A 26,357-nucleotide genomic window follows, 5' to 3' on the forward strand; every position below is an offset into this window, starting at 1 on the left:
CGCGCCCCTGCAAGTGCGGACGCGAACGCTGTTGGTAAAAGGGAAAAACAATCCGCAATGGAAAAAGGCCGCATCCTGCTTGCCCTCACCGGTATTCATCCGCTGCGCTGGCGCGAACTGCTGTCGGCGGAGCGCGAAGTGGTGCTCGAGCCGAATGGCGCCGGCGATCCCTCGATTACCTATGCGGTGGTGTGGAAACAGCGGCCGAACCTGTTGTCGTCGCTACCTAATCTGCGGGCTATCTTCTCGATCGGCGCCGGCGTCGACCACATTTTCGCCGATCCCACCTTGCCCGACGTACCGGTCGTCAAGGTGGTCGCCGACAACCTTACCCAGTACATGACCGAATACGTCGTCTGGCGAGTGCTCGACCACCATCGCCAGGGCATGCTCTACCGCGCCCAGCAGCAGAAGAAGATCTGGCACGAGCCGCAGCAGCGGCCGGCCGGCGACATCTCGGTCGGCATCATGGGGCTCGGCACGCTTGGCCGCGCGGCGGCATCGGTACTGTTGTCGCTCGGCTTTCCCGTTAATGGCTGGTCGCGCAGCGATCGGCCGATGGAAGGTGTCTCGACTTACGCGGGCGAGGCCGGCCTGATCCCGTTCCTCAACGCCACCGATATCCTGGTGGTGCTGTTGCCGCTGACGCCACGGACGCACGGCATCATCAACCACGGCGTGCTGAAGGAGCTGCGCAAGCGCAACGGCCTCGGCGGCTCGGTGCTGATCAATGCCGGGCGCGGCAGGCTGCAGAAGGACGCCGACATTTTGCGCGCGCTGGACGACGGCACGCTGAAGGAAGCCAGCCTCGACGTGTTCGAGGTCGAGCCGCTGCCGAAGACCAGCCCGCTATGGAGCCACCCGAAAGTGTTCGTGACGCCGCACGCGGCGGCAACTTCCGATCCGATCCACCTGGCGCCGATCATGCTGCGTCAGATGGACGCCTTCGAGCGCGGCGAAGCGCTGGAAAATGTGGTGGATCGCGACGCGGGGTATTGATTTTTTAGAGCGTCGCTTTCCAGTCTCAGGCCCAGCCGAGCGGCACGTAGTCGATCTCCATAAACGCCTCGACCTCCGGGATCCAGCGGTCGCGGACGAAGGCGACGTGGTCGGGATGGTCGTTGTAGCCGGAGTAAGCCCGCTGATCGGCGAACTCCATCGAGAAGCCGAAGCGGTAGTCGTTCTTGGGGCTGACCTGCCGCAACTGCTCGAAATGCGTGACGCCCTTTATCGCCGTGAGGATCGTCTTGGCGTCGGCGAGGAACCTTTTTTCCTCGAGCGAATGCGGCGGGTGCTTTAGCGTGAACACGACGGTGTGACGGATCATTTTTTGCTCCTGCGATGTCTTCGTGTCACGCGCTGTCGGCCCAGGCGCGGATGAGGTTGTAGGCGATCGCCCCCTTCGGCGGTGTCACCAGGCCGCCCGGATGCTCGCGGGCCAGCATCGAGAGCACCTCGTCGCGAAAGAACCAGCGGCAATCTTCCAGCTCGTTGAAGTCGGGGTGGATATCGTCGTTGAGCGGTTCGCCGAAGCAGCCGATCATCAGCGAATAGGGAAACGGCCAGGGCTGGCTGGCGTGGTAGACGACGCGGCCTAGCCGAATGCCGGCTTCCTCCAGCGTTTCGCGGCGCACCGCCGCCTCGATCGTCTCGCCCGGTTCGATGAAACCGGCGAGCGCCGAATACATGCCGGGCCCGAAATGCCGGCCGCGGCCGAGCAGGCATTTTTCGCGTGTTGCCGTCAGCATGATCGCCACCGGGTCGGTGCGCGGAAAGTGCTCCGTCCCGCAGGTCGGGCAATGCCGCTTGTAACCGCCCGCCCGCATCTCGGCTTCGGTGCCGCATTTGCTGCAGAAGCGATGGCTGGCATGCCAGGCAAGCAGCGCCGCCCCTTGCGCCAGCGCGCCGGCGGCCGCTTCGTCGATCAACCCCTGCATATAGACCGAGCGATAGTCGATGGCCTTGATCGTCTCGGGGAGCTGCTCGGGCTCGACTCCGGCCGGCACCGCCAGCACCGGGCCGCTTTCGGAAAAACCGAGCAGCACGCCGTTTTCGAGCGATGCTTCGAGCGGCCGGCATTCGGCCACGCCGAACCAGGGGTCGAATGCGCCTTGCGCAAGCTTCAGATAGAGCCGGCCGCCACGCATCAGCAAAAGCCGCGCCGAGGGATCGGCGAGCGCCTTTTCGACGGAATCGTCGGCGCGGTTTTCGGACTGCCGGTCGATAATGTTGCCGGCGAAGCCGACGAACTGGCTCGGCTCGCGCAAGGGCGCGTCAAACAGGCGAAAGCTCATGCAGACTCGGGAAGGTTCAAGATGGACACGGGGGAGGCTTATAGCGCTGCCTTGATCTTTTCCGCAAACTTGCGGAGGTCGGAGCGCTGATAGGGCTCGCGCAGGCCGTGCCCCCACACCGGGCCGGGCCAGCCGGGATCGCCTTCCGAGCGCGCAATGACGTGTACATGCAACTGGCGCACGATGTTGCCGAGTGCGCCGGTGTTGATCTTGGTGCAGCCGGTCACCCGCTTCAGCGCCAGCGCCACCATATTGGTCTCGAAGGTCAGCATCGCCTGGTCGAGCGGCGTCATATCGTGGATTTCCTCGATGCCCGGCCGCTGCGGCACCAGCAGCAGCCATGGCCAGCGGCGGTCGTTCATGACGCGCAATTCGCACAGGCCGAGCCACATCAGCTGTTCGCTGTCGGCTTCCAGCTGGGCGTCAAGCGTGAATCCGGCCTTGAGGCCCGGCAGCATCGGCGTTTCCCTCACTTTTGGACGTTTTTTGAACTCTATCGACGCTAGAGCGGCTTCCGAAGGGCCGCAAGGGGCAGCAAGCAACATTGGCCGTCGCGGCGCTGATTGTGCGCGAAGAAGTGAAGGCCCGGGCAAATTGCATCAGGTTGGCGCTGCCCCGCCGAGATCGACGATTTTGATCGTGGCCACATTTTGTTCTTGCTTTGTGCCGGCAGCTATGCTACTAATCCCGCTACTGTGATTATTCGCACCAACGACCCGCCCGCCGAGGCGGGTTTTTGGTTTCAGCTTTCGCCGTCGCTCAAGGCCCCCTATCATCCGCACTTGCATTTCATCGCCGGATTGCCGATATGGAGGCTGGGAGGTTGGTGGTGGACGGTCCACTCGCCAACCGGGTCAGGTCCGGAAGGAAGCAGCCCTAACGAGCCCGGAACGGGTCATTGTTCCAGCCTCCCGCCTCTTCGCCTTTTGCCCCGACATTGACGGCGCCAAGCCGTGCGGGCGAAACTATGCGCAGGAATCGGCCGCCTCCAGTGGCAGCCCTTGGAGCTTAACGGGCGAATGAGCGAAGCCGGAAACGAGGCCGGGAAATTGGACAAGCCTGCCGCCTACCGCGTGCTGGCGCGCAAATACCGACCGTCGAATTTCTCCGAGCTGATCGGCCAGGAGCCGATGGTCCGCACCTTGACCAATGCCTTTGCCACCGGCCGCATCGCCCAAGCCTGGATGCTGACCGGCGTGCGCGGCGTCGGCAAGACCACGACCGCGCGCATACTCGCCCGGGCCCTGAACTACAAAACACCGACGGTCGACCAGCCTTCCGTCGACCTTGCCGTGCTCGGCGAGCATTGCCAGGCGATCATGGAAGGCCGGCATGTCGACGTCATCGAGATGGACGCCGCCTCGCATACCGGCATCGACGACATCAGGGACATCATCGAGCGTGTGCGCTACGCCCCGGTGTCGGCGCGCTACAAGGTCTACATCATCGACGAAGTGCACATGCTTTCCAACCAGGCCTTTAACGGCCTGCTGAAGACGCTGGAAGAGCCGCCGCCGCACGTCAAGTTCATCTTCGCCACCACCGAAATCCGCAAGGTGCCGATCACCGTCCTGTCGCGCTGCCAGCGTTTCGACCTCAGGCGCATCGATGCGGCAATGATCAAGGCCGACCTTGCCAGGATAGCCGGTCTGGAGGGCATCGAAGTTGAAGACGACGCGCTGGCGATGATCGCGCGCGCGGCCGAAGGCTCCATGCGCGATGCGCAGTCCATCCTTGACCAGGCGATCGCCCATGGCGGCGGCGCGGTCAGCGCCGAAGCGGTGCGCGCCATGCTCGGCCTTGCCGACCGCGCCCGCATCGTCGACCTGTTCGAGCATGTCATGAAGGGCGACGTCGCCGCCGCGCTTGCCGAATTCCGTGCCCAGTACGATACCGGCGCCGATCCTGCCGCGGTGCTGACCGACCTTGCCGAGTTCAACCATCTGGTCACCCGTCTGCGTTTCGTGCCGGCTGCCATCGACGACGCCTCGCTGTCCGAGGACGAGCGCCGGCGCGGCGCCGATTTCGCCAGCACGCTGTCGGTCAAGGTGCTGTCGCGGACATGGCAGATGCTCTTGAAAGGCATTCCCGAGGTGCAGACCTCCAACCGCCCGGTCAGCGCCGCCGAGATGGTGCTGATCCGGCTGGCGCATGCCGCCGACCTGCCGACGCTGGACGAGGCGCTGAAATCGTTGGAGAACGGCGTTTCGCCGCCGGGCGCCGCGCCGCGCGTGAATGGCGCGCCGGCAAGCCCCGGCCCCGCAAACCATGCGCCTGCGAGCGGTGGTGCCGGTGCCGTGGCGCAGACGCGGATGCCGACGGCCAATGGCGGCGCGCAGACGATGCGCCTGGTCGAGGCCGAGCCCGTGCCGACCAACTTCGTTGCTCCGCCGGAGCCGGTGGTCGAGGCGCCGCCGGTGCCGGTGAAATCGCTGGCCGATATTGTCGCCCTTGCCGACGCCCAGCGCGACATGGCCTTCAAGGTGCTGGTGAAGCGTTGCGTGCGCCTGGTGCGCATCGAGCCCGGCCGTATCGACGTCAGCCTGACCGACGATGCGCCGAAGATGCTGCTCAACGATTTGACCGCCAAGCTGCGCGCCTGGACGGGCCGCAGCTGGCTGGTGTCGCTGTCGAAGGAGGAGGGCGGCCAGACGCTGGCCGAGATGGAATCGACAAAGCGCGAAAACGCCTTCCTCGATGCCAAGAGCGACCCGACGGTCGCTGCCATCCTTGCGCGCTTTCCCGGCGCCAAGATCATCGACGTGCGCATTCCCGACGCGCCGGAAGCCGATGCGGCAGAGGCCGAAGTGCCGGTCGAGCCGCCGGCCGACGACGACGAAACCTGAACAACCAGCACCAACTGCAAAGGACCGTGCGATGAAAGATCTTCTCGGCCTGATGGGCAAGGCAAAGGAAATGCAGGCCAAGTTCCAGGCCATGCAGGATGAGATTGCCACGCTGGAAGCCACCGGACAGGCCGGCGGCGGCCTGGTCAGCGTGACGCTGACCGGCAAATTCGAGATGAAGTCGCTGAAGATCGACCCGGCGCTGTTCAAGGAGGACGAGGTCGAGATTCTCGAGGACCTGCTCCTCGCTGCCCACAACGACGCCAGGACCAAGGTCGAGCAGATCATGCAGGAGAAGACCAAGGCGCTGACCGCGGGACTGCCGCCGGGAATGAAGCTGCCGTTCTAAGGTGTGTTGATATTCAGGTGATGCCGGCCTGCAAACGGCGGCTTCCTGCGCTTCCGGTGCTCACGTACGAAACGTACGCTCCGCTCCGGTTCTCGGAAGCCGCCATTTTCGGCTCGGCCTGACCTGAATCTCAGCGCACCTCGAGCTGTGTTTACAGTTACCGCGTCGACTGAACCAATCTCTCCAGGCTTGGGCAAGCCCTCTTGCGGAGATTGCGGCGCTCCAAGGTCACGGCATGAATCCTTGGAACCATGCCGGCACCTGACCGAAGAGGGCAGCGATCCAACGCTCTTCGCCCGCCAGCTGTGTCTATTGGGCAACGCCCCACACTTAATAACGCTTTAGCCATCTTTTTGCCTGAAAGTGTCTCATTCTTGCCGCAACCAGGGGCGGGCTGGCAGCAGAATGAGGGGACGCCTGTTGATCTCTACCCGATGGAAGACGCCGTTGCGGCTCGGCGTCGTTGTCTCGCCGCTGTTTTTGGCCGCTTGCAGTCAGACCGCCTCGCACGGCATGTCCAGCCTGACCGATGCCATTACGCCGGGTTTCCTGAGCTCGCGCTCCTACAATTCCACGCCGAAGGAGAAGGAATGCCTGGAGCGGGCGATGTTCTTCGAGTCCAACCGGTCGAGCCGTGACGGCATGATTGCGGTCGGCACCGTGGTGATGAACCGGCTGCGGTCCGGCAAGCACGGCAGCACCATCTGCGAAGTGGTTGGCGAGCGCGGGCAGTTCGCGCCGGGCGTCATGACACGGCCGATGAATTCGAAGGCGATGCCCGACGTCGAGGAGGCCGCCGAGGCGGTGCTCAAGGGCGAGCGCAAAGCCAAGTTGAAGAACACCATGTATTTCCACACCGCCGGGCTGCGCTTCCCCTACAAGAACATGCACTACACCATGGTCGCCGGCGGCAATGCCTTTTATGAAAAGCGCGGCCGCAACTGGCAGCCGCTGCCGGACGAACCGGTGGTCGCCATGGCCCAGGCCAAGCCGCAAGCGCCTGCCGCTCAGGCCATACTTGTCGCTTCGGCGGAGCCGGCTCGCGAGGTCAAGCCGACATTCGCCAAGGCAACCTATGTTACCGCCGCCGCATCGCAGCCAGCAAGGCAGACAAGGGTGACTGCAGGAATGGCGACCGCGGCGAGGGCGGCACCGGAGAAGCCAATCCTTGTGGCGCTGCAAGAGCCAATGCAGGAACCGGACGCGGCCCGTTTCGGTGGAACCGTGAACCCCCGGCCGGTCACATCATTCCAGGCGGCGCCGGCAGAGCCGACAATGTCGTTCGAGACGACGCCCGAGAACACCGACGCCATCGGCGCGATGATCGCCGGCCAGACCCGGCCGCTGGAGGAAAACTGAGGCGGCCGGCGTCGGCGCGTTGTACGGGGAGAAATGCCCGGCAGGGCAATGAGGGGCGGCGCAACGCCGGGCGATTGCCTCTTTGCAGGCTGAACAGCACGCCTCAGCGCTGTTCCAAAACCCGTTGAAAAATCCTAAACCGGTGCGATGTCGAAGCGAATCGCCGGTCCCGAGATCGAACGCCTGATCCAGCTGCTGGCCAAGGTGCCGGGGCTTGGCCCGCGTTCGGCACGGCGCGCCGCGCTCCACCTCATCAAGAAGAAGGAGCAACTGCTGGCGCCGCTTGCCGCTGCCATGGGCGAGGCCGTCGACAAGGTGCGCATCTGCTCGACCTGCGGCAATGTCGACACCTCCGATCCATGCATGATCTGCACCGACCCGCGCCGCGACCCCACCACGCTCATCGTTGTCGAGGACGTGGCCGACCTTTGGGCGCTGGAGCGGGCGACCGCGATGAACGTGCGTTATCATGTGCTCGGCGGTACGCTGTCGCCGCTCGACGGCATTGGTCCCGATGAGCTCAACATCCGTTCGCTGGTCGATCGCGTCGCCGGCGGCGAGGTCAAGGAAGTGATCCTCGCCGTCAACGCTACGGTCGAGGGCCAGACTACCGCGCACTACCTCACCGACCAGCTTTCCGGCTTCGACATCAAGGTGACGCGCCTGGCGCACGGTGTTCCGGTCGGCGGCGAACTCGACTATCTCGACGAAGGCACGCTCGCCGCGGCACTGCGCTCGCGGACGGTGTTTTGAGGCGAGTTGCGGGGAGGATGATGGTTGCTAAGCATTCTTTAAGGCTGGCACTCCGTCCCACCCCCCTCTGCAGGACAGAGGGGGGTGGGACGGATCGCTGTTTTCGCAAAATAGCCGTCGCGTTTCTTCTTGCAGTCCTCTTTGCCCTCATCCTCGCCACCCCCGCCTCCGCGGCAAAGATCGACGACCAGTTCCGCGCCTGGCTTGGCAACGACCTCTGGCCCGAAGCCAGCGCCAAAGGCATCTCCAGAAAAACCTTCGATGCCGCCTTCGACGGCGTCAAGCCGAACCTCAAGCTGCCCGACCTGGTAAAGCCGGGCGAGAAGGCGGTGACGCCGCGGAAACAGCATCAGGCCGAGTTCGGTTCGCCCGGCGCCTATTTCGCCGAAAGGATCGTCCGTGCGGTGACCGCCGGTGGCCGCACCCGCGAGGCGGCCAACGCTAGGACCCTTGCAGCGATCGAGAAACGCTACGGCGTGCCTGGCGAAGTGCTGCTGGCGATCTGGGGCCGCGAGAGCGGCTTCGGCGCAGCGAAGCTGCCTTTTGACGCCTTCGAGGTGCTGGGCACCAAGGCGTTCATGTCGACCAAGAAGGAATTCTTCCGCACCGAGCTCTTGGCGGCGCTGGAGATCGTCGAGCGCGGGCTTGCCCCGGTCGGTGCGATGAAATCGTCCTGGGCCGGCGCGCTCGGCCAGCCGCAGTTCATGCCGACGTCGTTCCTCAAGCATGCCGTCGATTTCGACGGCGACGGCCACACCGACATCTGGAATTCGACGCCCGACATACTGGCATCGATCGCCAATTATCTCGTGCATTATGGCTGGGTCAGGGGCCGCGGCTGGGGCTTCGAGGTGACGGTGCCGGAAAGCGTCTCGTGCTCGCTCGAAGGTCCGGACCAGGGCAAGAAGATTTTCCAATGGGCTGATATGGGCATCAGGCGTGTGTCGGGTAAACCGTTCCCGGCGAGCGAACTGAAAGCCGAGGGCTTTCTTTTGATGCCGGCCGGGCGTAGCGGCCCGGCCTTCATCGTGACCCCCAATTTCTACGTGCTGAAGCAGTATAACACCAGCGATCTCTATGCCCTGTTCATCGGCCATGGCGCCGATCGCATCGCCCATGGCGACAGCAATTTCTCAAGCAATTGGGGCGCGGTCGGCGGGCTCTACCGCTCCGACATCGCCGCCCTGCAGCGGGCGCTGGAAGCCAAGGGCTACGATGTCGGCAGCGCCGACGGCCTGCCTGGCTTCAAGACGCGCCGCTCGATCGGCAAATGGCAGGCCAGCAACGGCCGTTCCGCTACCTGCTTTCCCGACCCCGACCTGGTTACCGCGCTGAAATAGCCGGATTTTCGCACCGCCGGTCTGGCCCAATCGACCGTTCTGCAAATGCTCGTTGCCGCGCTCGAAACCGCCGGATATGGTGAGCTGGAACCGCACAAAAATTGCCAATACGACGGTCCGGGGATCACCGTTCGACGCGGCAAGAAATGCCACAACCCTGAGCCGGGAACTCAGGTCAACAAAAACAGGGAACAGTTGAAATGATGATGGAAAAGTTTGCTCTACGCACCCGCTTCTTGCTTGCGGGTGCCGCCATGTCCGCGCTGCTTCTGGCCGGTGCGCCTGCCTTCGCGGTCACGCCCGCCGACACGCTGGTCGAGGGTTTCGCCATCGACGACATTATCTCCATGGATCCGGGCGAGGCATTCGAATTGTCTACCGCCGAAGTCACCGGCAACACCTACGATCTCCTGGTGCGCCTCGACCTCAGCGACACCTCGAAGGTCAAAGGCGATCTCGCCGAAAGCTGGAGCGTCTCCGACGACGGCCTGACCTACACGTTCAAGCTCAAGCCCGGCCTCAAATTCGCCTCCGGCAATCCGATCACAGCGGCGGACGTCGCCTATTCGTTCGAGCGCGCCATCAAGCTCGACAAGAGCCCGGCCTTCATCATCGGCCAGTTCGGCATCGACGGCGGCAACGTCACCGAGAAGGCCAAGGCCGTTGATGACACGACGTTCCAGTTCACCGTCGACAAGGCCTATGCGCCGAGCTTCGTGCTGAACTGCCTGTCGGCGACGGTCGCCTCGGTCGTCGACGCCAAGCTGGTCAAGGAGCATGTCGCGGCGGTCACGCCGAGCGCCGACTACAAATGGGACAATGATTTCGGCAATGCCTGGCTGAAGACCGGCTATGCCGGCTCCGGTGCCTTCAAGCTGCGCGAATGGCGCGCCAACGAAGTTGTCGTCCTTGAGCGCAACGACAATTACTACGGCGAGAAGGCCAAGCTTGCCCGCGTCATCTATCGCAACATGAAGGAAAGCTCGGGCCAGCGCCTGGCGCTGGAAACCGGTGATATCGACGTCGCCCGCAATCTCGAGCCAAACGATCTCGACGCCATCGCCAAGAACGCCGATCTCACCACCACCAGCGCGCCGAAAGGCACGGTTTTTTACATCAGCCTCAACCAGAAGAACCCGAACCTCGCCAAGCCCGAGGTCCGCCAGGCTTTCAAATATCTGGTCGACTACGACGCGTTGAGCTCAACCATCCTCAAGGGCATCGGCGAGATCCACCAGACCTTCCTGCCCAAGGGCGACCTTGGTGCTCTCGACGAAAACCCGTTCAAGCTCGATGTCGCCAAGGCCAAGGACCTGCTCGCCAAGGCGGGTCTCGCCGACGGCTTCAACGTCACCATGGACGTACGCACCGGCCAGCCGACCACCGGCATGGCGGAATCGATCCAGCAGACGCTGGGACAGGCCGGCATCAAGCTGGAGATCATCCCCGGCGACGGCAAGCAGACGCTGACCAAATACCGCGCCCGCAACCACGACATCTATATCGGCCAGTGGGGCCAGGACTATTTCGACCCGAACTCCAATGCCCAGACCTTTGCCAGCAACCCGGACAATTCGGATGAAGCCAAGACCAAGACCCTGGCCTGGCGCAACGCTTGGGACATTCCGGACTTGACCAAGCAGACGGAAGCGGCCCTGCTCGAGAAGGATTCGGCCAAGCGCGCCGCAATGTACCAGGATCTTCAGAGGAAGATCCTCGATACCAGTCCTTTCGTCATCATCCACCAGCAGCTGGAAGTGGCTGGCCTGCGCAAGAACCTCAAGGGCTTTGCGCTCGGCCCGAGCTTCGACACCAACTTCGTCGGCCCGGTTTCGAAGGAGTGATGTCGGCGGACGCGCCGCATGAGCTTGGCTGAAAGGGAAACGACGGCGGGGCGCGGCAGCGCTCGCGCCGTTGCCGTTGCCTCATCGATCGCCCGGTTCCTGGTCATCGCGATAACGACTTATCTCGGTCTGCTCGCGGTGACCTTCTTCATCGGCCGGGTGATCCCGATCGACCCAGTGCTGGCGGTGCTCGGCGACCGGGCGCCGACCAATGTCGTCGAACGAACGCGCCGCGAGATGGGCCTCGACCTGCCGCTTGTCGAGCAGTTCTACATCTATGTCAAACATGCCCTGAACGGTGATTTCGGCACCTCGGTGCTGACCACCAATCCGGTGATGACGGACATCCGCCGCGCCTTTCCGGCGACGCTTGAACTGGCAACACTGGGGACGCTGATCGGTTCGGTGATCGGCGTGCCGCTTGGTGTGCTGGCGGCCGTGCGGCGCGGCAGCATCATCGACCAGATCGTGCGCATCATCGGTCTTGTTGGCTATTCCGTGCCGATCTTCTGGCTGGGGCTGCTGGCGCTGGTGCTGTTCTACGCCAAGCTGCAATGGGTCGCCTTTCCCGGCCGCCTCGATATCGTCTACGAATACACCTTCACGCCGATTACCGGCTTTTACCTGCTGGATGCACTCTGGCAGCGGCAGTGGGACGTATTTGCCGATGCCTTCCGCCACATCATCCTGCCTGCCTCGCTGCTCGGCTATTTCTCGCTAGCCTACATCAGCCGCATGACGCGCTCCTTCATGCTGAACGAACTCACCCAGGAATACATCGTCGCGGCGCGCGCCAAGGGCCTGTCGGAAACGCGCATCATCTGGGGTCACGCGCTGCGCAACGCCGCGGTGCCGATGGTTACGGTGATCGCTCTGTCCTATGCCGGGCTGCTCGAAGGCTCGGTGCTGACCGAGACGGTGTTTTCGTGGCCGGGCATCGGCCTCTACATCACCAACTCGCTGCAGAACGCCGACATGAATGCTGTGCTTGGCGGCACGATCATCATCGGCTCGGTCTTCATCGGCATCAATCTTTTGTCCGACCTGCTCTACCGGCTGCTCGACCCAAGGACCAAGGCAGGATGAGCGCAGAAGCGATTCAAACCCGCCGTGATTGGCTGCTCAGCGAGCGGCCGGCGTCGCGCGTGCAGGCAAGGCTCGGCCGCGCCTATGTAGCCTGGCGGCGCTTTTCCGCCAACCGGCTGGCCTTTGTCGGCCTGCTCATCATCATCGCCCTGCTGGTGGTCGCGGCCTTCGCCGATGTGCTGGCGCCCTATTCGCCGACATTCGGCGACCTCAAGGGCTCGCGGCTGCTGGCGCCAAGTGCCGCGCACTGGTTCGGCACCGACGATCTCGGCCGCGATATTTATTCGCGCATCATCTTCGGTTCGCGCTGGACGCTCTATGTCGTCATTCTGGTCGCCATCATCGCCGCGCCCATCGGCTTGCTGGTCGGCACCGTTGCCGGCTATGCCGGCGGCTGGACCGATGCGATCCTGATGCGCATCACCGACATCTTTCTCGCCTTTCCGAAGCTGATCCTGGCGCTGGCCTTTGTCGCCGCGCTCGGCCCCGGCATCGAAAACGCGGTGCTCGCCATCGCCATCACCTCGTGGCCGCCCTATGCCCGCATTGCCCGCGCCGAAACGCTGACGGTGCGCAATTCCGATTACATCAAGGCGGTGCAATTGATGGGCGCTTCGCCGTTCCGCATCGTGCTTCGCCACATCATGCCGCTCTGCATCTCCTCGCTGATCATCAGGGTGACGCTCGACATGGCCGGCATCATCCTGACCGCCGCCGGCCTCGGCTTCCTCGGCCTCGGCGCGCAGCCGCCGCTGCCGGAATGGGGCGCGATGATCGCGTCGGGCCGACGCTTCGTGCTCGACCAGTGGTGGGTGGCGGGCGCGCCGGGCTTTGCCATCCTCATCGTCAGCCTCGGCTTCAACCTGCTCGGCGACGGCCTGCGCGACGCGCTCGATCCGCGAAGCGGTGACCAATGAGCACGCTTCTCGAAGTCGACGACCTGCGCGTAACCTTCCCGACGCGCACCGGCCTGATCGAGGCAGTGCGCGGCGTTTCCTTCTCGCTCGGCCGCGAACGGCTCGGCATCGTCGGCGAGAGCGGTTCGGGCAAGTCGCAGACCGGCCGCGCCATTATGGGCGTCACCCCGCCGCAGGCCGAGGTGACCGCAAAGACGCTTGCTTTCGACGGCATCGACCTGCTGGCCGCCTCGCCGCGCGAGCGCCGCGCACTGCGTGGCAAGCGTATCGCCATGATCCTGCAGGATCCGAAATATTCGCTCGACCCGGTGATGAGCATCGGCCGCCAGATCGTCGAGACACTGCGCACGCATGAGAAAGTCTCCAAGGCCGAAGCCCGCGACCGCGCGCTTGCCATGCTGGAGGCTGTGCAGATCCGCGATCCGGCCCGTGTCTTCGACCTGCATCCGCACGAGGTTTCCGGCGGCATGGGCCAGCGCGCCATGATCGCCATGATGCTGATCGCCGGGCCGGAGATGATGATCGCCGACGAGCCGACCTCGGCACTCGACGTCACCGTGCAGCTCGACGTGCTCGGCATCCTCGACCGGCTGGTCAGCGAGCGCGGCATGGGGCTGATCTTCATCTCGCACGACCTGCGCTTGGTCTCATCTTTCTGCGATCGTGTCATCGTCATGTATGCCGGCAAGGTGGTCGAACAGCTCAAAGCCTCGGAGCTCGGCCGTGCCCAGCATCCCTATACGCGCGGCCTGCTCAACTGCATGCCCAAGATCGGCGCCGACCGTCACCCGCTGCCGGTGCTCGACCGCAAGCCGGAGTGGGCGGCATGACGGCAGCCCTTTCCGTCGACCGGCTGGAGGTGGTCTTCGACCGTTTTCGCGCGCTGAAGGGCGTCAGCCTTGAAGTCGAGTCCGGTGAATCCTTCGGCCTGGTCGGCGAGTCCGGCTCCGGCAAGTCGACGTTACTCAGGGCAATCGCCGGCCTGGCGCCGGCCGCTTCGGGCACCATCGCCGTCAACGGCAAACAGCTCGGCGCGCGCCGCGACAAGGCGTTCTACCGCGAGGTGCAGATGGTCTTCCAGGACCCGTACGGCTCGCTGCACCCGCGCCAGACCGTCGACCGCCTGCTGCAGGAGCCGCTCGCCATTCACGGCTTTGTTGACGGCGAAAAGCGCATCCAGCGGGCGCTGGACGAGGTCGGCCTGGGCACCGGCTTCCGTTTTCGCTATTCGCATCAATTGTCCGGCGGCCAGCGCCAGCGCGTGGCAATCGCCCGTGCCCTGATCCTCGAACCGTCGATCCTGCTGCTCGATGAGCCGACCTCGGCGCTCGACGCTTCGGTGCAGGCGGAGGTGCTGAACCTGCTGGAGGAGATCCGGCGGCGGCGCAAGCTGACCTTTCTGATGGTCAGCCACGACCTCGCCATCATCACCCATATGTGCGAGCGGCTGATGGTGATGCAGAACGGCGAGGCGGTCGAGCACCTCACCGCCGGCGACCTCGTCGAGCGCCGCGTCACCAAGGACTACACGCGCAATCTGCTGAGGGCGAGCGAGGGGTTTGTCAGGACGGCATGAGCGACGGGCCTTCGGTTGCCGACATCGGCATCGACAGGCCCAATCGCCGGGCGACGGTGCCAACTTGAGGAAAACCTGAAACAAGCCCAAAAGAGTCTCAACAGCCATCAAACGAGAGCGGGCGCCGGTCCGGTGAGGGATACGATGACAAATTCAGCCATTTCCGAACGCAAGAACCAGTCGATTTCGCGCGGCGTCGGCATGACCACTCAGATCTATGCCGATCGCGCCGAAAACTCGGAAATCTGGGACGTCGAAGGCCGCCGCTATATCGATTTTTCGTCCGGTATCGCTGTCGTCAACACTGGCCACCGTCACCCCAGGGTCATCGAAGCGGTCAAGGCGCAGCTCGACCGCTTCACCCATACCTGCTACCAGGTCGTGCCCTACGAGAGCTATATCCGGCTGGCCGAACGGCTGAACGGCATGCTGCCCGGCAAGTTCGACAAGAAGACGATTTTTGTCACCACCGGCGCCGAGGCGGTCGAGAACGCTATCAAGATTGCCCGTAACGCCACCGGCCGGCCGGCGGTCATCGCTTTTTCCGGCGGCTTTCACGGCCGCACCTTCATGGGCATGGCACTGACCGGCAAGGTCGTGCCCTACAAGGCCGGCTTCGGCGCCATGCCGGCGGATGTCTTCCATGCGCCGTTCCCGGTTGCGCTGCACGGCGTGTCGGTCGCCGATTCGCTGGCGGCGCTCGACCGGCTGTTCAAGGCCGACGTCGATCCGGCCCGCGTTGCCGCCATCATCGTCGAGCCGGTGCAGGGCGAGGGCGGCTTCTACGAGGCGCCGCGCGACTTCATGACCGCATTGCGCAAGATCTGCGACCAGCACGGCATGCTGCTGATCGCCGACGAGGTGCAGACCGGCTTTGCCCGCACCGGCAAGATGTTCGCCATGGACCACCACGAGGTGGCGGCCGACATCACCACCATGGCCAAGAGCCTGGCCGGCGGCTTTCCGCTGGCGGCGGTCACCGGCCGTGCCGAGATCATGGATGCGCCGAACCCCGGCGGGCTCGGCGGCACCTATGGCGGCAGCCCGATCGGCGTCGCCGCGGCGCATGCCGTGCTCGACGTTATCGACGAAGAGAAGCTCTGCGACCGCGCCACCACGCTGGGCAACCGGCTGAAGCAGCGCCTGCAATCGATCCGTGACGAAGCGCCGGAGATCGTCGATATCAGGGGCCCCGGCTTTATGAACGCGGTCGAGTTCAACGATGTGACGAAGGGCCTGCCGTCGCCGGAACTCGCCAATGCGGTACGGCTGAAGGCGCTCGACAAGGGTCTGATCCTGCTGACCTGCGGCGTCTACGGCAACGTCATCCGCTTCCTCGCGCCGATCACCATCCAGGACGGCGTCATGAACGAGGCGCTTGACATCCTGGAAAGTTCGATCCGCGACGCCCGCGCCGCCTGAGCGGCGAGGATATCGCCTGGGATTCAACTGCGGCGAAGGCCGAGATAGGCGGCAAGCCGCCGTTCAACGCCCTATGCGAGCACGAAATTCGGCAGTCGAATTGGTGCGTGGAAACGGTTCGGAAGGCAACTGTACACCGAGAAAGGCACAAAGCGGCTCCCACCCTTCAGAGGCTTGATAAGTAAGAAGGCGTTCAGGTGGCAGCGTTGATTTCACGGAAGCGTTATGTGCTTCATAGACAGCGATTGCGTGATCACGGTTATCAAATCGACCGCCAAAGACTGTGTTTCCAATCACCGCCACACCAAAGGACTGTGGATCATTGGTAGCAGCATCCATCGTGAGCCCTATTGTTTGCGCCATGCTGTCGTACCAGGCTTCGGGGTCACGAACTGTCAGGATAACCTTCGCATCAGGGTAGTGGTCACTCACTTCGCGCCAAAAATACGCCGTTGGCCAATCGACCGCGGAAAGATAGCCGGCATATGCCGCATCCCAGGTCGGGAGTTGTCCCTGGCCGGCGGCGCGCCACAGCGTCTTCTGCTCGGGATTGGCGTGGACATCTGCCATGTGATGACACGGCCCGAACCCAAGATGCTCCAACGCGAGCTTCAGCGAATATGTGCCAGTGCGACCCATGCCTGCGCCAATGACATATAAAGCCATGAGCACCCCCCGACGAATTTCAATTGGTCAAAATACCGCCGTTTCCTCTACTTCGCTATATCTTTTGAAGGTCAGCTCCCGGTCGAATTAGACTAGGTCATTCAGGGTGATTGGGTTTGATCTTATCCCGCAGCGCGGACAGGCTCTTCTTCCTGGAAGGCGGCGAGCGCCGCCTTCAGCCCGTCGGGCCCGGTCGCGACAATCTGCGGCGACGGCGAAAAGCCGGCGCCGAGCATCTTACGGCCAAGCATGTGGTCGCCGGGCCGGTTGACCGATTCGATGCCGAGCAGCCGGCTTCCGGCATAGTGGTAGATGGAGAATTTGTTCTCGGCCACGTCGCCCAGCACGATATGGCTGTCGCCGCCCGCAATCAGGCCGACCATCTGCAGCTTCATGTCGCCGATATCGGACCAGAACCAAGGCACCGCCGAGTAATTGTCGGTGTGGCCGGCAATGGTGCGTGCGGCGAGCCGCGCCTGGTCGGTGGCGTTCTGCACCGATTCCAGCCGCACATCGCCGCCTGTGAACCAGTGCCGGTAGGACGCCGCGTCGCCGATGGCGAGGATTTCCGGCACCGACGTGCGCATCTGCTGGTCGACGCGGATGCCGTTGGCGATGGCAATGCCGGCGGCTTCGGCCAATTCGACATTCGGCACGACGCCAATGCCGATGACGACCATCTGCGCCGGCAATCCTTCGCCAGATGAGGTGATTGCAGCCGAAACACGACCGTTCTCTCCCTCCAGCCGTTCGATGGTGGTGCCGGTAAGGATGCGCACACCGGTCGCCTCCAGCCGCTGGCGTACATGGCCGGCGATCACCGGCGCCACGGCGCGGCCGAGCAGCCGGTCGACCGCCTCGACCACCGTAACCTTGCGGCCGGCGGCGGTGAGCGTTGCGGCAATCTCCAGGCCGATGAAGCCGCCGCCGAGGATGACGACCTCCTCGCTTTGCGCGCTCAATTCGCGGATCAGGCGGGCATCGCTGAGCGAGCGCAGCGGCAGAACGCCAGAAAGCTCCGAACCCGGCAGCGGCAGCAGGCGCGGACGCGCGCCGGTGGCGAGGATCAGCCGGTCGAACGACAGCACGCCGCCTGATATCTCCAGCCGGCGGCCGGCGACGTCGATCCGCTCGACCCGCAGGCCTGGCCGGTAGTCGATGGCGCTGCCGGTATAAAAAGCCTCGCCGCGCAACGGCTGCGGTTTTGCTTGCTGATCCTTGATGAAGGTCTTCGACAGCGGCGGCTTGTGGTAGGGCAATTCGTTTTCGTCGCCGATCAGGATTACCGGCCCGTCATAGCCTTCTTCGCGCAGACTGGCGGCCGCTTGCACGCCCGCATGACCCGCACCGACAATGACGACCCCGATCTTCATAACAGCCCGATTCCTCACCCAAATCTAGGACGTCCCGCCAGGTGGCGATTGTCTGGTCCCGCCGCAAGAGCGCCGATCCGGGTCGCACCCGGAACGGCCGCCTGTCAACCGCGTCCTGCGCCGGCATCCCTATACATCGGTGTTAAAGTTGACAGTTCTAGTTTAGAATAATTCTAAACTGTTGTTTCAATTGAATTTTTTCTATGCCACCAGTTGACATCCGGTGTCTTCGCCGTTTTATGGAAGCTCGCGCGTCAGCGCATCCCTTTGATGTCTGGGCCTTGAACCCTTTCGATTGGAGGCATTTCGGTGTCTTTCTTCCGCGAACCGCGCGATGGCGCGACCCTTCTTTGCCCGCTGGCAGCTGCCCGCCGCGGCGCCGGCATTTCATTGATTCCCGAGGAGAGACAGTCATGAGAACGATGATCATGGCACGGTATGGCGGCAGGCTTGCGGCGATCGGCGCCACCGCGATGCTCACGGCGGCGGTGTTCGTGCTGCCGGCCAAGGCACAAACCGATGTCAAGGCGGTCATCAAGGCCTATTCCGACATCGCGCTCGCCAAATACGAGGATTCGCTGATCACGGCCGAGGCGCTCGACAAGGCTGTCGCTGCGCTGCTCGCCAAGCCATCGGCCGAGACGCTGAACGCCGCCCGCGAGGCCTGGAAGGCATCGCGCGTTCCCTATCAGCAGACCGAGGTCTATCGCTTCGGCAATGCCATCGTCGACGACTGGGAAGGCAAGGTGAACTCCTGGCCGCTCGACGAGGGCTTGATCGACTATGTCGCCAAGAGCTACGGCACCGAGTCGGACGCCAACGCGCTCTACACCGCCAATGTGATCGCCAACAAGTCGATTGAGATCAACGGCAAGAAGGTCGACGCCACCAATCTGACGCCGGAGTTCCTTTCCGGCACCCTGCAGGAGGCCGGCGGAATCGAGGCCAATGTGGCGACCGGCTATCACGCCATCGAATTCCTGCTTTGGGGTCAGGACCTGCACGGAACCGGTCCGGGCGCCGGCGAGCGGCCCTACACCGATTACGACCTCGCCAATTGCACCGGCCGCAATTGCGACCGTCGGGCGCAGTACCTGAAATCGGCGAGCGACCTTCTGGTTTCCGATCTAAAGGATATGGTCGACGACTGGAAGGAAGGCGGCGCCGCCCGCAAGAACCTTGTCGATGGCGAGCCGAACGCCGCCATTTCGACCATCTTCACCGGCATGGGCTCGCTGTCCTATGGCGAACTCGCCGGCGAGCGGATGAAGCTCGGCCTTTTGCTGCACGATCCGGAAGAGGAGCACGATTGCTTCTCCGACAACACCTACAACTCCCATCTCTACGATGCGATCGGCATTCGTGCCGCCTATCACGGCAGCTACACGCGGCTTGACGGCACTGTCGTGGAGGGGCCGTCGGTGGCCGACATGGTCAAGGCGGCCGATCCGGCGATCGACAAGGAATTGTCGGCTAAACTGGATGTCACCATCGCCAAGATGGAGGCCATCAAGGCGCGGGCGCTTGCCGGCGAGGCCTATGACCAGCAGATCGCCGAGGGTAACGCTGACGGCAACGCCACCGTGCAGGCGGCGATCGACGCGCTGGTCGATCAGACCAAGTCGATCGAACGCGCCGTCGGCACCCTGAAGCTCAATGCCATCGCCTTCGAGGGCTCGGACAGCCTCGATTCACCGGACAAGGTGTTCCAGTAAACTTCGAAACCAACAGCCACGCGGCGCAATGAGCGCCGTTAGCCAGAGCGACAAATGCTGATCTGCCATTGCAACATCATCACCGAAAAGGAGATAGAGCAGACGATCGTCGGACTGCTGGATGAGGACCCCTGGCAGCTGATCGTGCCGGCGAAGGTCTACCATGCCATGCACAAGCGCGGTCGCTGTTGCGGCTGCTTCCCAAATGTGGTCGAAACGATCATTCGGGTCACCGAAAATTATCACGCCCGCTCGGCGGCGAGCGGCGTGGACATCGTTTCACACCTGGATCGCGTCAGAGGCCTGCGCGTCCAATACGGGAGCAGAATCCATGAAAGGCGAACAGCAGATCATAGAGCGGCTTAACGAGGCTCTGTTTCTGGAACTTGGAGCGGTCAATCAATATTGGGTGCATTTCCGGCTGCTGGAGGACTGGGGATACGCCAAGCTGGCGAAGAAGGAACGCGCTGAATCGATCGAAGAAATGCACCATGCCGACCGGCTCGTGGCGCGCATCATCTTCCTTGAGGGCCATCCGAACCTGCAGTCCGTGGCGCCGCTGCGTATCGGGCAGAATGTCAAGGAAGTGCTCGAATCCGATCTTGCGGGCGAATATGACGCGCGCACCGCCTACAAGCGTTCGCGCGAGGTTTGCAACGAAGCAGGCGACTACGTGACGATGAAGCTGTTCGAGGAATTGCTGGCTGACGAGGAAGGTCACATCGACTTCCTCGAGACGCAACTCGACCTGCTCGCCTCCATCGGCGAGGAAAAGTACGGCCAACTCAACGCAGCGTCGGCCGACGAGGCGGAATAAGGACATGCCGGAATGCGGCGCCCCCTAGATTGCTTGCGCCGCTTGCCGGCCGAAGGTTGCGGCCTGCCGCCTCAGAAGAAGCCGCGATACGGGATCCTTCGCGGCCCTTTTCTTGCCGTGGTGGCGACGCTCACAGCCTCGGCGCTGGCCGGAGCGCCGCAACCGGCGGGGCTTGCCACCAGCCGCACCGATCTGACGCCGAAGGATCTGGCGCGCGTCATCGCGATCACCAGGCCGACCAGCGATTTCTCCAAGCCCGAGCAATTCGAATTGATGCAGGGCGGCGCCGGCACCTCGAAGAAGGACGTCAACAAGGATGCCTTCTCGCAATCCTCCGCCAACATCGGCTTCGAGGAAGAGGGTACCTTCAAGCTCGGCAATGCCATTTTCCGCAAGAACTGGGTGTCGTCGCCATCCTCGACACAAGCCTCGGATGGGCTCGGTCCGCTGTTCAACGAGCGCGCCTGCCAAAACTGTCATCTGAAGGACGGCCGCGGCCATCCACCCGAAGGCGACAGCGGCACCACCTCGATGTTCCTGCGCCTGGCAAGGGAAGCCAGTACCGAGGAGGAGAAAGCCGCGCTCGCCGATCACAAGGTGCTCAACTTTCCCGACCCGGTCTATGGCACACAACTTCAGGAGCTAGCCGTTCCTGGCCTGCAGGGCGAAGGCAGGATGCATGTCGATTATCAGGAGCAAAAAGTAAAACTGGCGGACGGCAGCGTCGTGTCGCTGCGCAAGCCGAGCTATTCGGTCGAGGGTCTCGCCTACGGGCGGCTCGATCCGCACACCACGCTGTCGCCGCGCATGACACCGCCGATGATCGGCCTTGGCCTGGTGGAGCAGATCGCTCCTGCCGACATCCTTGCGCGTGCCGATGCGACCGACCGCGATGGTGACGGGATTTCCGGCAGGCCCAACATAATACGCGACGGCAGCAGCGGTGAACTGACGCTCGGCCGTTTCGGCTGGAAGGCGCAGGCGGCTTCGATCCGTCAGCAATCGGCGGACGCTTTTGCGGGCGATATCGGCATTTCGACGCCTGAGGTGCCGAGGCACTGGGGCGATTGCAGCGCCGCAGAAAAGACCTGCCTTGCCCTACCCAACGGTGTTCAGGAGCGCCTCGGTCCGGTCGAAGCGCCGCCGCCGGTCATGGACCTCGTGACCTTCTATTCGCAAAACCTTGCCGTGCCGGCTCGGCGCGATCTCGATAGACCGGACGTGCTCGCCGGCAAAAAACTGTTCTACGATATGGGCTGCATCTCCTGCCATACGCCGAAATTCGTCACCCGTCGCGGCACCCCGAACAAGGCGCAGGCCCTCCAACTGATCTGGCCTTATTCCGATTTTCTGCTGCATGACATGGGACCCGGCCTTGCCGACGGACAGGCGGTGGGCGAGGCCACGGGAAGCGAATGGCGCACGCCGCCGCTGTGGGGCATCGGGCTCACCCAGACCGTCAGCGGCAACACCTTCTTCCTGCATGACGGGCGCGCACGCAGCCTGGCCGAGGCAATCCTGTGGCATGGCGGCGAGGGCCAGAAAGCGCGTGACCGCTTTGCCGCTGCCAATGCGGCCGAACGCGCCGCGCTGATCAAGTTTCTGGAGTCGCTCTGATGCGGAAGCGTCTTGCACTCGCGCTGATGCTGGTCCTCGCCGATGCGCTGCCGGCATCCGCCGCGGTGAACGCTTCGGATGTGATCCAGCGGGCGATCGACGGCTTCGTCCGCCCGGCCTATGCCAGGCTGCATGACCACGCGGACAGCTTGGCCAAGACCATGCACGCGCTTTGCCAGGCGCCTTCGCAAGATACTCTCGATGCGGCACGCGCCGAATTCTCAGGCGTCGTGGATGCCTGGTCGGTGGTGGAAATCATCCGTTTCGGGCCGATCACCGAAAACAACCGGCTTGAGCGCATGCTGTTTTGGCCGGACCGCAAGAGCATCGGCCTGAAGCAGGTGCAGGCAGCACTGGCCGGCAAGGATCCGGCGGCCGCCGATCCGGCCCAACTGGCGACAAAGAGTGTCGCCATGCAAGGGCTCGGCGCATTGGAGTTCGTGCTCTACGGCGATGGCGCCGGTCAATTGGCCGGCAAGGGCGACGCCTATCGCTGCGCCTATGGTGCAGCCATTGCCGGCAATGTCGAGACGATTGCCGGCGAGGTCGGCGAGGCCTGGAACAAGCCTAACGGCTTTGCCGCGCTCTGGGCCAATCCCGGTCCGCAGAACGCGCTCTATCACGACGGAACTGAAGCGGTGACCGAACTGGTCGGCGTCTTCATCAATGAGTTGGAAATGGTTCGCGACGTGCGCCTGAAAGGCTTCCTGGGTGCCAAGCCGGAGGCCAACAAACCGAAACAGGCGATTTATTGGCGCTCGCAGAACACCGCACGCTCGCTGACCGGCAATCTGGCGGGCATGGATGCACTATTCCAAGCCTCCCAGCTTGGCGATGCGCTGCCGCCTGATGCACGCTGGATGGCGGAATCGGTCCACATCCAATTCACCAACGGGATCGAGGCCGCCAAGGCGATCAGAGGTCCGATTGACCAGGCACTAGCCGATCCGACGTTGCGCCAGAAGCTCGACTACTTCGCACTGGTGACATCCAGCCTGACGACCCTGATCGGCACCAGGCTGACCGCCGAATTCGGCCTGACCGCCGGGTTCTCGTCACTGGATGGCGACTGATCATGAGGACGCCGCTGATCGATCGGCGCGATTTCCTGAGGGCCGCGGGCGCTGGTTTCGTGGCGGCGATGGCGCCGTCGGCCTGGGCAAATACACTCGACGCCGACGCGGTCTTCGCCACGGCTTTCGTCAAGCGCGACGGCAGCTATGGCGCGGCGGTCCTGTCCGAGGCCGGAAAGTTGTTGCACACGATCGATCTGCCCGATCGGGGCCACGACGTTACCTTCGACCCGGTGTCTAAGCGTTCGGTGGTGTTTGCCAGGCAGCCGGGCACCTTTGCTGTCGTCTTCGACCATACCGGCCGCGATGAACCGCACACCATTGCCAGCGCTGCCGGCCGGCATTTCTTCGGCCATGGCGTGTTTTCGGCCGATGGCACGCTGCTCTACGCAACCGAGAACGATTTCGACAATGCCGCCGGCGTCGTCGGCGTCTATGACGCGCATGCGAAATTCAAGCGTATCGGCGAGATCCCGACCTACGGCATGGGGCCGCACGAACTTCTGCTTCTCTCCGACGGCAGGACAATCGCTGTCGCCAATGGCGGTATCGAGACGCATCCGGATTATGGCCGCGCCGAGCTCAATATCGCGACGATGAAGCCTTCCTATGTTCTGGTCGACCGCCTGACCGGCGATCTCACCGAAAAGCACGAATTGCCGCCGGCGCTGCACCAACTGTCGATCCGCCATATGGATGCCGACCGGTCCGGCACCGTCTGGTTCGGCTGTCAGTACAGGGGGCCGGGTACCAATCGTCCCCCGCTGGTCGGCCGCGCGCCGCGCGGCAAGGAGTTGCAATTGCTCGATATGCCGCAGGACGTGCTCTCCGGCTTCAGGAACTATATCGGCTCGGTCGCGGCCAACCCTGCCGTCGGCACCATCGCCGTGTCTTCGCCTGAGGGGAATTCGCTTGCCGTGATCGACACGGCCAGCGGCCGCATCGTCGCCACCAAGGCGCTGGTCGAGGTTTGCGGCGTTGCGCCCGATGGGGAAAGCTTCATGGCGACGACCGGCGCCGGCGATATCGTCGAGTCCGGTGGCCCGACACGTTCCGAGCCGGACTATGTCTGGGACAATCACCTGCTGCGTATCGAGCAAGTCGGCTAGTTCCGATACCTATTGTGGCGATTGCGTGCGTTGGAACTTACATTCTTGGACCCGCACCGAAGCCAAGTCGCCTGACGATTTATCCATTATTCCCTTGCGGGGATCAGCCCTGGCGGGCACAGGGAAGCTGTTTTCAAACCTGTCTCAACCGGCCGCTTCATGAAGTTGCTTGCCATCGACTGTGCCGCAAATCTCTGCGCCGCCTGCGTCTACGACGCGGCGGCCGGGAAAGAACTCGGCCGTTCGGTGCTCGATCTCGGTAAGGGGCATGCCGAGCATCTGATGGGTGTCATCGAAAAAGCTTTGGGGACCAGCAGAACCGACTATTCCGGCCTCGGCGCCATTGCCGTTTCGACGGGTCCTGGCTCCTTCACCGGTCTGCGAGTCGGCGTCTCGGCGGCGCGCGGCCTAGCGCTGGCGCTGAAAATCCCGGCGATCGGCGTGACGACTCTGGAGGCACTGGCGGCAGAGACCGCAGCGATATTTCCCCGCCGCGCCGTGCTCGCAGCGCTCGATGCAGGCCGCGAGGAGATCCATGCGGCACTTTACGATGAGAGGTCGGTTCTGATCTATGGTCCGGCTGTGACCACGCTCTCGCAAGCCGCAGCCATGGCGATCGACATCTCTCCGGTTCTGGCGGGCACGGCGGCAACCCAAATTGCCGCGGCAGCCGGGAGCAGCTTCGATCTCGGCGGGACGGCGGCCACCGCCGACATCGCTGTCTATGCCGGGCTGGCTGCGGCCCAAGGTGCCGGTAAACACGGTGAGGGCGAAAAGCCGAAACCGCTCTATCTGCGGGGCGCCGACGCCAAGCCGCAGGCCGGCTTTGTTCTATCCAGGCAAAAAAACTGATGCGCATTCCATTCCTCCAGCCGCGTCGCAGGGACTATGCGATCGAGCCGCTGACGGTTGCCGACAGCGCGGCCATGTCGGTGCTGCATCGCGAGGATTTCGCGCGGCCGTGGACCGACGACGAATTCGCCGCGCTGCTCGAGCAGGACACGGTGTTCGGCTATGCCGCGCGCGAGACCGGACAGGGCGCCAAGCCGCCGGTCGGCTTCGTGCTGGCGCGGCTGGCCGCCGGCGAGGGGGAGATCCTGACGGTCGCAGTGGCACGCTCGCACCGGCGCCGGGGGCTCGGCTGGCAATTGATGGATGCGGTGCTGCGTGAACTGCACGCACAGCGCGCCGAGGCGCTTTTCCTTGAGGTCGACGAGACCAACGTCGCCGCGATCGCGCTCTACCGGCGGCTCGGCTTCCGCGAGGTCGGCAAGCGCGCCAACTATTACAAGTCGCCGGAGCACGGCCCGACCGGCGCGCTTGTCATGCGCCGCGATCTTCGCTAGCCAAACGCCGGGGTGGTGCGGATGATAGGAAAAATCAGGGTTTTCCTGGCGCTGGGGCTGGTTGTCGTCGGCTCATTGGTGCTTGTGCCGCTGCAGGTCTTGTCGATGAAGACCGGGCTCTGGCGCGAGACCTTCATCCTGAAGATCTGGCACAGGATGATCATCAGGGCGCTCGGGCTGCGCATCCATGTCAAAGGGGCGCTATCCGGCCAACGCCCATTGCTGATTGCTGCCAACCACATCTCCTGGACCGACATCATGGTGCTGGGATCGATGGTCGACGTGACGTTCATCGCCAGGGCCGACATGGCAGGCTGGCCGCTGATCGGCATGCTGTCGAAGCTGCAACGCACCGTCTTCATCGAACGTGAGCGCAAACGTTCGTCGGGCGACCAGGCGAGCGAGATCGCCCGCCGGATGGCCAAGGGGGACGCCATGGTGCTGTTCGCCGAAGGCTCGACCGGCGACGGCAACATGATCCTGCCGTTCAAGAGCACACTGTTCGGCGCCGCTACGATGGCGATTGCTGAAGGGGCGGCCGAACAGGTCTTCATCCAGCCGGTTGCGATCGTTTATACGCGCCTGCATGGCGTGCCACTCGGCCGCCGGCATCGGCCGGTTGCCGCCTGGATCGGCGATGAGGAACTGATGCCGCACCTCAAGGTGCTGATGGCCGAGGGCGCTCTCGACGTCGAGGTGCATTTTGGCGAAGCGATTGCTTTCTCCAAGGGCTCCAGCCGCAAGGAGACGGCAAAGCAGATGGAACGCCAGGTGCGCGAGATGGTGCAGGCGGCGCTCGCCGAACCGCGCCCGAGCCGGTAGTCTGCGCGATACCGGCCAGATTCGTCTGTTTTT

The 26,357-nt window shown here is 63.6% G+C and carries 26 protein-coding genes and 1 other RNA gene; 22 read left to right on the forward strand and 5 right to left on the reverse strand.

The window, feature by feature from the left end; translation table 11 throughout:
- Window positions 1–57: 57 nt before the first annotated feature.
- Window positions 58–999, forward strand: coding sequence for a 2-hydroxyacid dehydrogenase (locus NKH98_RS00345; RefSeq protein ID WP_352895817.1), 942 nt, complete (start codon window positions 58–60; stop codon window positions 997–999).
- Between the two features lie 25 nt (window positions 1,000–1,024).
- On the opposite strand, the gene NKH98_RS00350 is transcribed toward NKH98_RS00345, so the two are convergent.
- The 3 genes from NKH98_RS00350 to NKH98_RS00360 are packed head-to-tail and all read right to left on the reverse strand — an operon-like array spanning window position 1,025 to window position 2,752.
- On the reverse strand, window positions 1,025–1,327 hold the full coding sequence (locus tag NKH98_RS00350) for a Dabb family protein (RefSeq protein WP_352805488.1): 303 nt from the start codon (window positions 1,325–1,327) through the stop codon (window positions 1,025–1,027).
- Between the two features lie 25 nt (window positions 1,328–1,352).
- Window positions 1,353–2,294 (reverse strand): NAD(+) diphosphatase, encoded by a 942-nt coding sequence (gene nudC / locus NKH98_RS00355; RefSeq protein WP_352895819.1) that lies wholly within the window; start codon window positions 2,292–2,294, stop codon window positions 1,353–1,355.
- A 38-nt stretch (window positions 2,295–2,332) separates the two neighbouring features.
- A complete protein-coding gene (locus NKH98_RS00360; RefSeq protein ID WP_023676868.1) occupies window positions 2,333–2,752 on the reverse strand; it encodes an HIT family protein in 420 nt (139 codons plus the stop codon).
- Between the two features lie 360 nt (window positions 2,753–3,112).
- On the opposite strand from NKH98_RS00360, the gene ffs reads away from it, so the two are divergent.
- From ffs to NKH98_RS00420, 12 genes are all read left to right on the forward strand, one after another.
- Window positions 3,113–3,209: signal recognition particle sRNA small type (ffs, locus tag NKH98_RS00365), an RNA gene on the forward strand.
- Between the two features lie 104 nt (window positions 3,210–3,313).
- On the forward strand, window positions 3,314–5,140 hold the full coding sequence (locus NKH98_RS00370) for a DNA polymerase III subunit gamma/tau (protein ID WP_352895821.1): 1,827 nt from the start codon (window positions 3,314–3,316) through the stop codon (window positions 5,138–5,140).
- A 31-nt stretch (window positions 5,141–5,171) separates the two neighbouring features.
- A complete protein-coding gene (locus NKH98_RS00375) occupies window positions 5,172–5,489 on the forward strand; it encodes a YbaB/EbfC family nucleoid-associated protein (RefSeq protein ID WP_352895824.1) in 318 nt (105 codons plus the stop codon).
- 420 nt (window positions 5,490–5,909) lie between these two features.
- Window positions 5,910–6,848 carry a cell wall hydrolase gene (locus NKH98_RS00380; RefSeq protein WP_352702361.1) on the forward strand — a complete coding sequence of 313 codons (939 nt, stop codon included), beginning with the start codon at window positions 5,910–5,912 and terminating at the stop codon, window positions 6,846–6,848.
- Between the two features lie 147 nt (window positions 6,849–6,995).
- Window positions 6,996–7,601: a recombination mediator RecR gene (gene recR, locus NKH98_RS00385; RefSeq protein ID WP_352448580.1), complete on the forward strand. Its 606-nt coding sequence runs from the start codon at window positions 6,996–6,998 to the stop codon at window positions 7,599–7,601.
- 17 nt (window positions 7,602–7,618) lie between these two features.
- A complete protein-coding gene (locus tag NKH98_RS00390) occupies window positions 7,619–8,941 on the forward strand; it encodes a lytic murein transglycosylase (protein ID WP_502894178.1) in 1,323 nt (440 codons plus the stop codon).
- A 200-nt stretch (window positions 8,942–9,141) separates the two neighbouring features.
- Entirely contained in the window at window positions 9,142–10,785 is a 1,644-nt protein-coding gene (locus tag NKH98_RS00395; protein WP_352895827.1) for an ABC transporter substrate-binding protein, read from the forward strand.
- Window positions 10,786–10,803: 18 nt separating this feature from the next.
- Window positions 10,804–11,871, forward strand: coding sequence for an ABC transporter permease (locus NKH98_RS00400; protein ID WP_352686841.1), 1,068 nt, complete (start codon window positions 10,804–10,806; stop codon window positions 11,869–11,871).
- Complete coding sequence (gene nikC / locus NKH98_RS00405; RefSeq protein ID WP_254816191.1) at window positions 11,868–12,788, forward strand: nickel transporter permease; 921 nt, start codon at window positions 11,868–11,870, stop codon at window positions 12,786–12,788. The genes NKH98_RS00400 and nikC overlap by 4 nt, the downstream gene beginning before the upstream one ends.
- Entirely contained in the window at window positions 12,785–13,618 is an 834-nt protein-coding gene (locus NKH98_RS00410; protein ID WP_254816190.1) for an ABC transporter ATP-binding protein, read from the forward strand. The genes nikC and NKH98_RS00410 overlap by 4 nt, the downstream gene beginning before the upstream one ends.
- On the forward strand, window positions 13,615–14,364 hold the full coding sequence (locus NKH98_RS00415; RefSeq protein ID WP_352895830.1) for an ABC transporter ATP-binding protein: 750 nt from the start codon (window positions 13,615–13,617) through the stop codon (window positions 14,362–14,364). Before NKH98_RS00410 ends, NKH98_RS00415 begins: the two co-directional genes overlap by 4 nt.
- 144 nt (window positions 14,365–14,508) lie before the next feature.
- Window positions 14,509–15,786: a 4-aminobutyrate--2-oxoglutarate transaminase gene (locus NKH98_RS00420; RefSeq protein WP_352895832.1), complete on the forward strand. Its 1,278-nt coding sequence runs from the start codon at window positions 14,509–14,511 to the stop codon at window positions 15,784–15,786.
- A 63-nt stretch (window positions 15,787–15,849) separates the two neighbouring features.
- On the opposite strand, the gene NKH98_RS00425 is transcribed toward NKH98_RS00420, so the two are convergent.
- On the reverse strand, window positions 15,850–16,452 hold the full coding sequence (locus NKH98_RS00425; protein ID WP_352895835.1) for a sulfotransferase family protein: 603 nt from the start codon (window positions 16,450–16,452) through the stop codon (window positions 15,850–15,852).
- 122 nt (window positions 16,453–16,574) lie between these two features.
- The gene (locus tag NKH98_RS00430; protein ID WP_352895838.1) at window positions 16,575–17,825 is read right to left on the reverse strand and encodes an NAD(P)/FAD-dependent oxidoreductase; all 1,251 of its coding nucleotides are present in this window, start codon (window positions 17,823–17,825) and stop codon (window positions 16,575–16,577) included.
- Between the two features lie 422 nt (window positions 17,826–18,247).
- On the opposite strand from NKH98_RS00430, the gene NKH98_RS00435 reads away from it, so the two are divergent.
- From NKH98_RS00435 to olsA, 9 genes are all read left to right on the forward strand, one after another.
- Complete coding sequence (locus tag NKH98_RS00435) at window positions 18,248–19,540, forward strand: imelysin family protein (RefSeq protein WP_352896309.1); 1,293 nt, start codon at window positions 18,248–18,250, stop codon at window positions 19,538–19,540.
- A 54-nt stretch (window positions 19,541–19,594) separates the two neighbouring features.
- Window positions 19,595–19,906 (forward strand): (2Fe-2S)-binding protein, encoded by a 312-nt coding sequence (locus NKH98_RS00440; protein ID WP_352506130.1) that lies wholly within the window; start codon window positions 19,595–19,597, stop codon window positions 19,904–19,906.
- Complete coding sequence (bfr, locus tag NKH98_RS00445) at window positions 19,872–20,357, forward strand: bacterioferritin (protein WP_023676883.1); 486 nt, start codon at window positions 19,872–19,874, stop codon at window positions 20,355–20,357. Before NKH98_RS00440 ends, bfr begins: the two co-directional genes overlap by 35 nt.
- A 12-nt stretch (window positions 20,358–20,369) precedes the next feature.
- Entirely contained in the window at window positions 20,370–21,974 is a 1,605-nt protein-coding gene (locus tag NKH98_RS00450) for a di-heme oxidoreductase family protein (RefSeq protein WP_352895841.1), read from the forward strand.
- Entirely contained in the window at window positions 21,974–23,047 is a 1,074-nt protein-coding gene (locus tag NKH98_RS00455; protein WP_352895844.1) for an imelysin family protein, read from the forward strand. The genes NKH98_RS00450 and NKH98_RS00455 overlap by 1 nt, the downstream gene beginning before the upstream one ends.
- 2 nt (window positions 23,048–23,049) lie before the next feature.
- Window positions 23,050–24,156 carry a DUF1513 domain-containing protein gene (locus tag NKH98_RS00460; RefSeq protein ID WP_352895846.1) on the forward strand — a complete coding sequence of 369 codons (1,107 nt, stop codon included), beginning with the start codon at window positions 23,050–23,052 and terminating at the stop codon, window positions 24,154–24,156.
- Between the two features lie 159 nt (window positions 24,157–24,315).
- Window positions 24,316–25,008: a tRNA (adenosine(37)-N6)-threonylcarbamoyltransferase complex dimerization subunit type 1 TsaB gene (tsaB, locus tag NKH98_RS00465; RefSeq protein ID WP_352644425.1), complete on the forward strand. Its 693-nt coding sequence runs from the start codon at window positions 24,316–24,318 to the stop codon at window positions 25,006–25,008.
- Window positions 25,008–25,502, forward strand: coding sequence for a ribosomal protein S18-alanine N-acetyltransferase (gene rimI, locus NKH98_RS00470; protein ID WP_254816257.1), 495 nt, complete (start codon window positions 25,008–25,010; stop codon window positions 25,500–25,502). The genes tsaB and rimI overlap by 1 nt, the downstream gene beginning before the upstream one ends.
- A 21-nt stretch (window positions 25,503–25,523) precedes the next feature.
- Complete coding sequence (gene olsA / locus NKH98_RS00475) at window positions 25,524–26,324, forward strand: lyso-ornithine lipid O-acyltransferase (RefSeq protein WP_352644422.1); 801 nt, start codon at window positions 25,524–25,526, stop codon at window positions 26,322–26,324.
- Window positions 26,325–26,357: the final 33 nt, after the last annotated feature.

Source organism: Mesorhizobium sp. M0833, from assembly GCF_040319905.1.
Classification (GTDB): Bacteria; Pseudomonadota; Alphaproteobacteria; order Rhizobiales; family Rhizobiaceae; genus Mesorhizobium.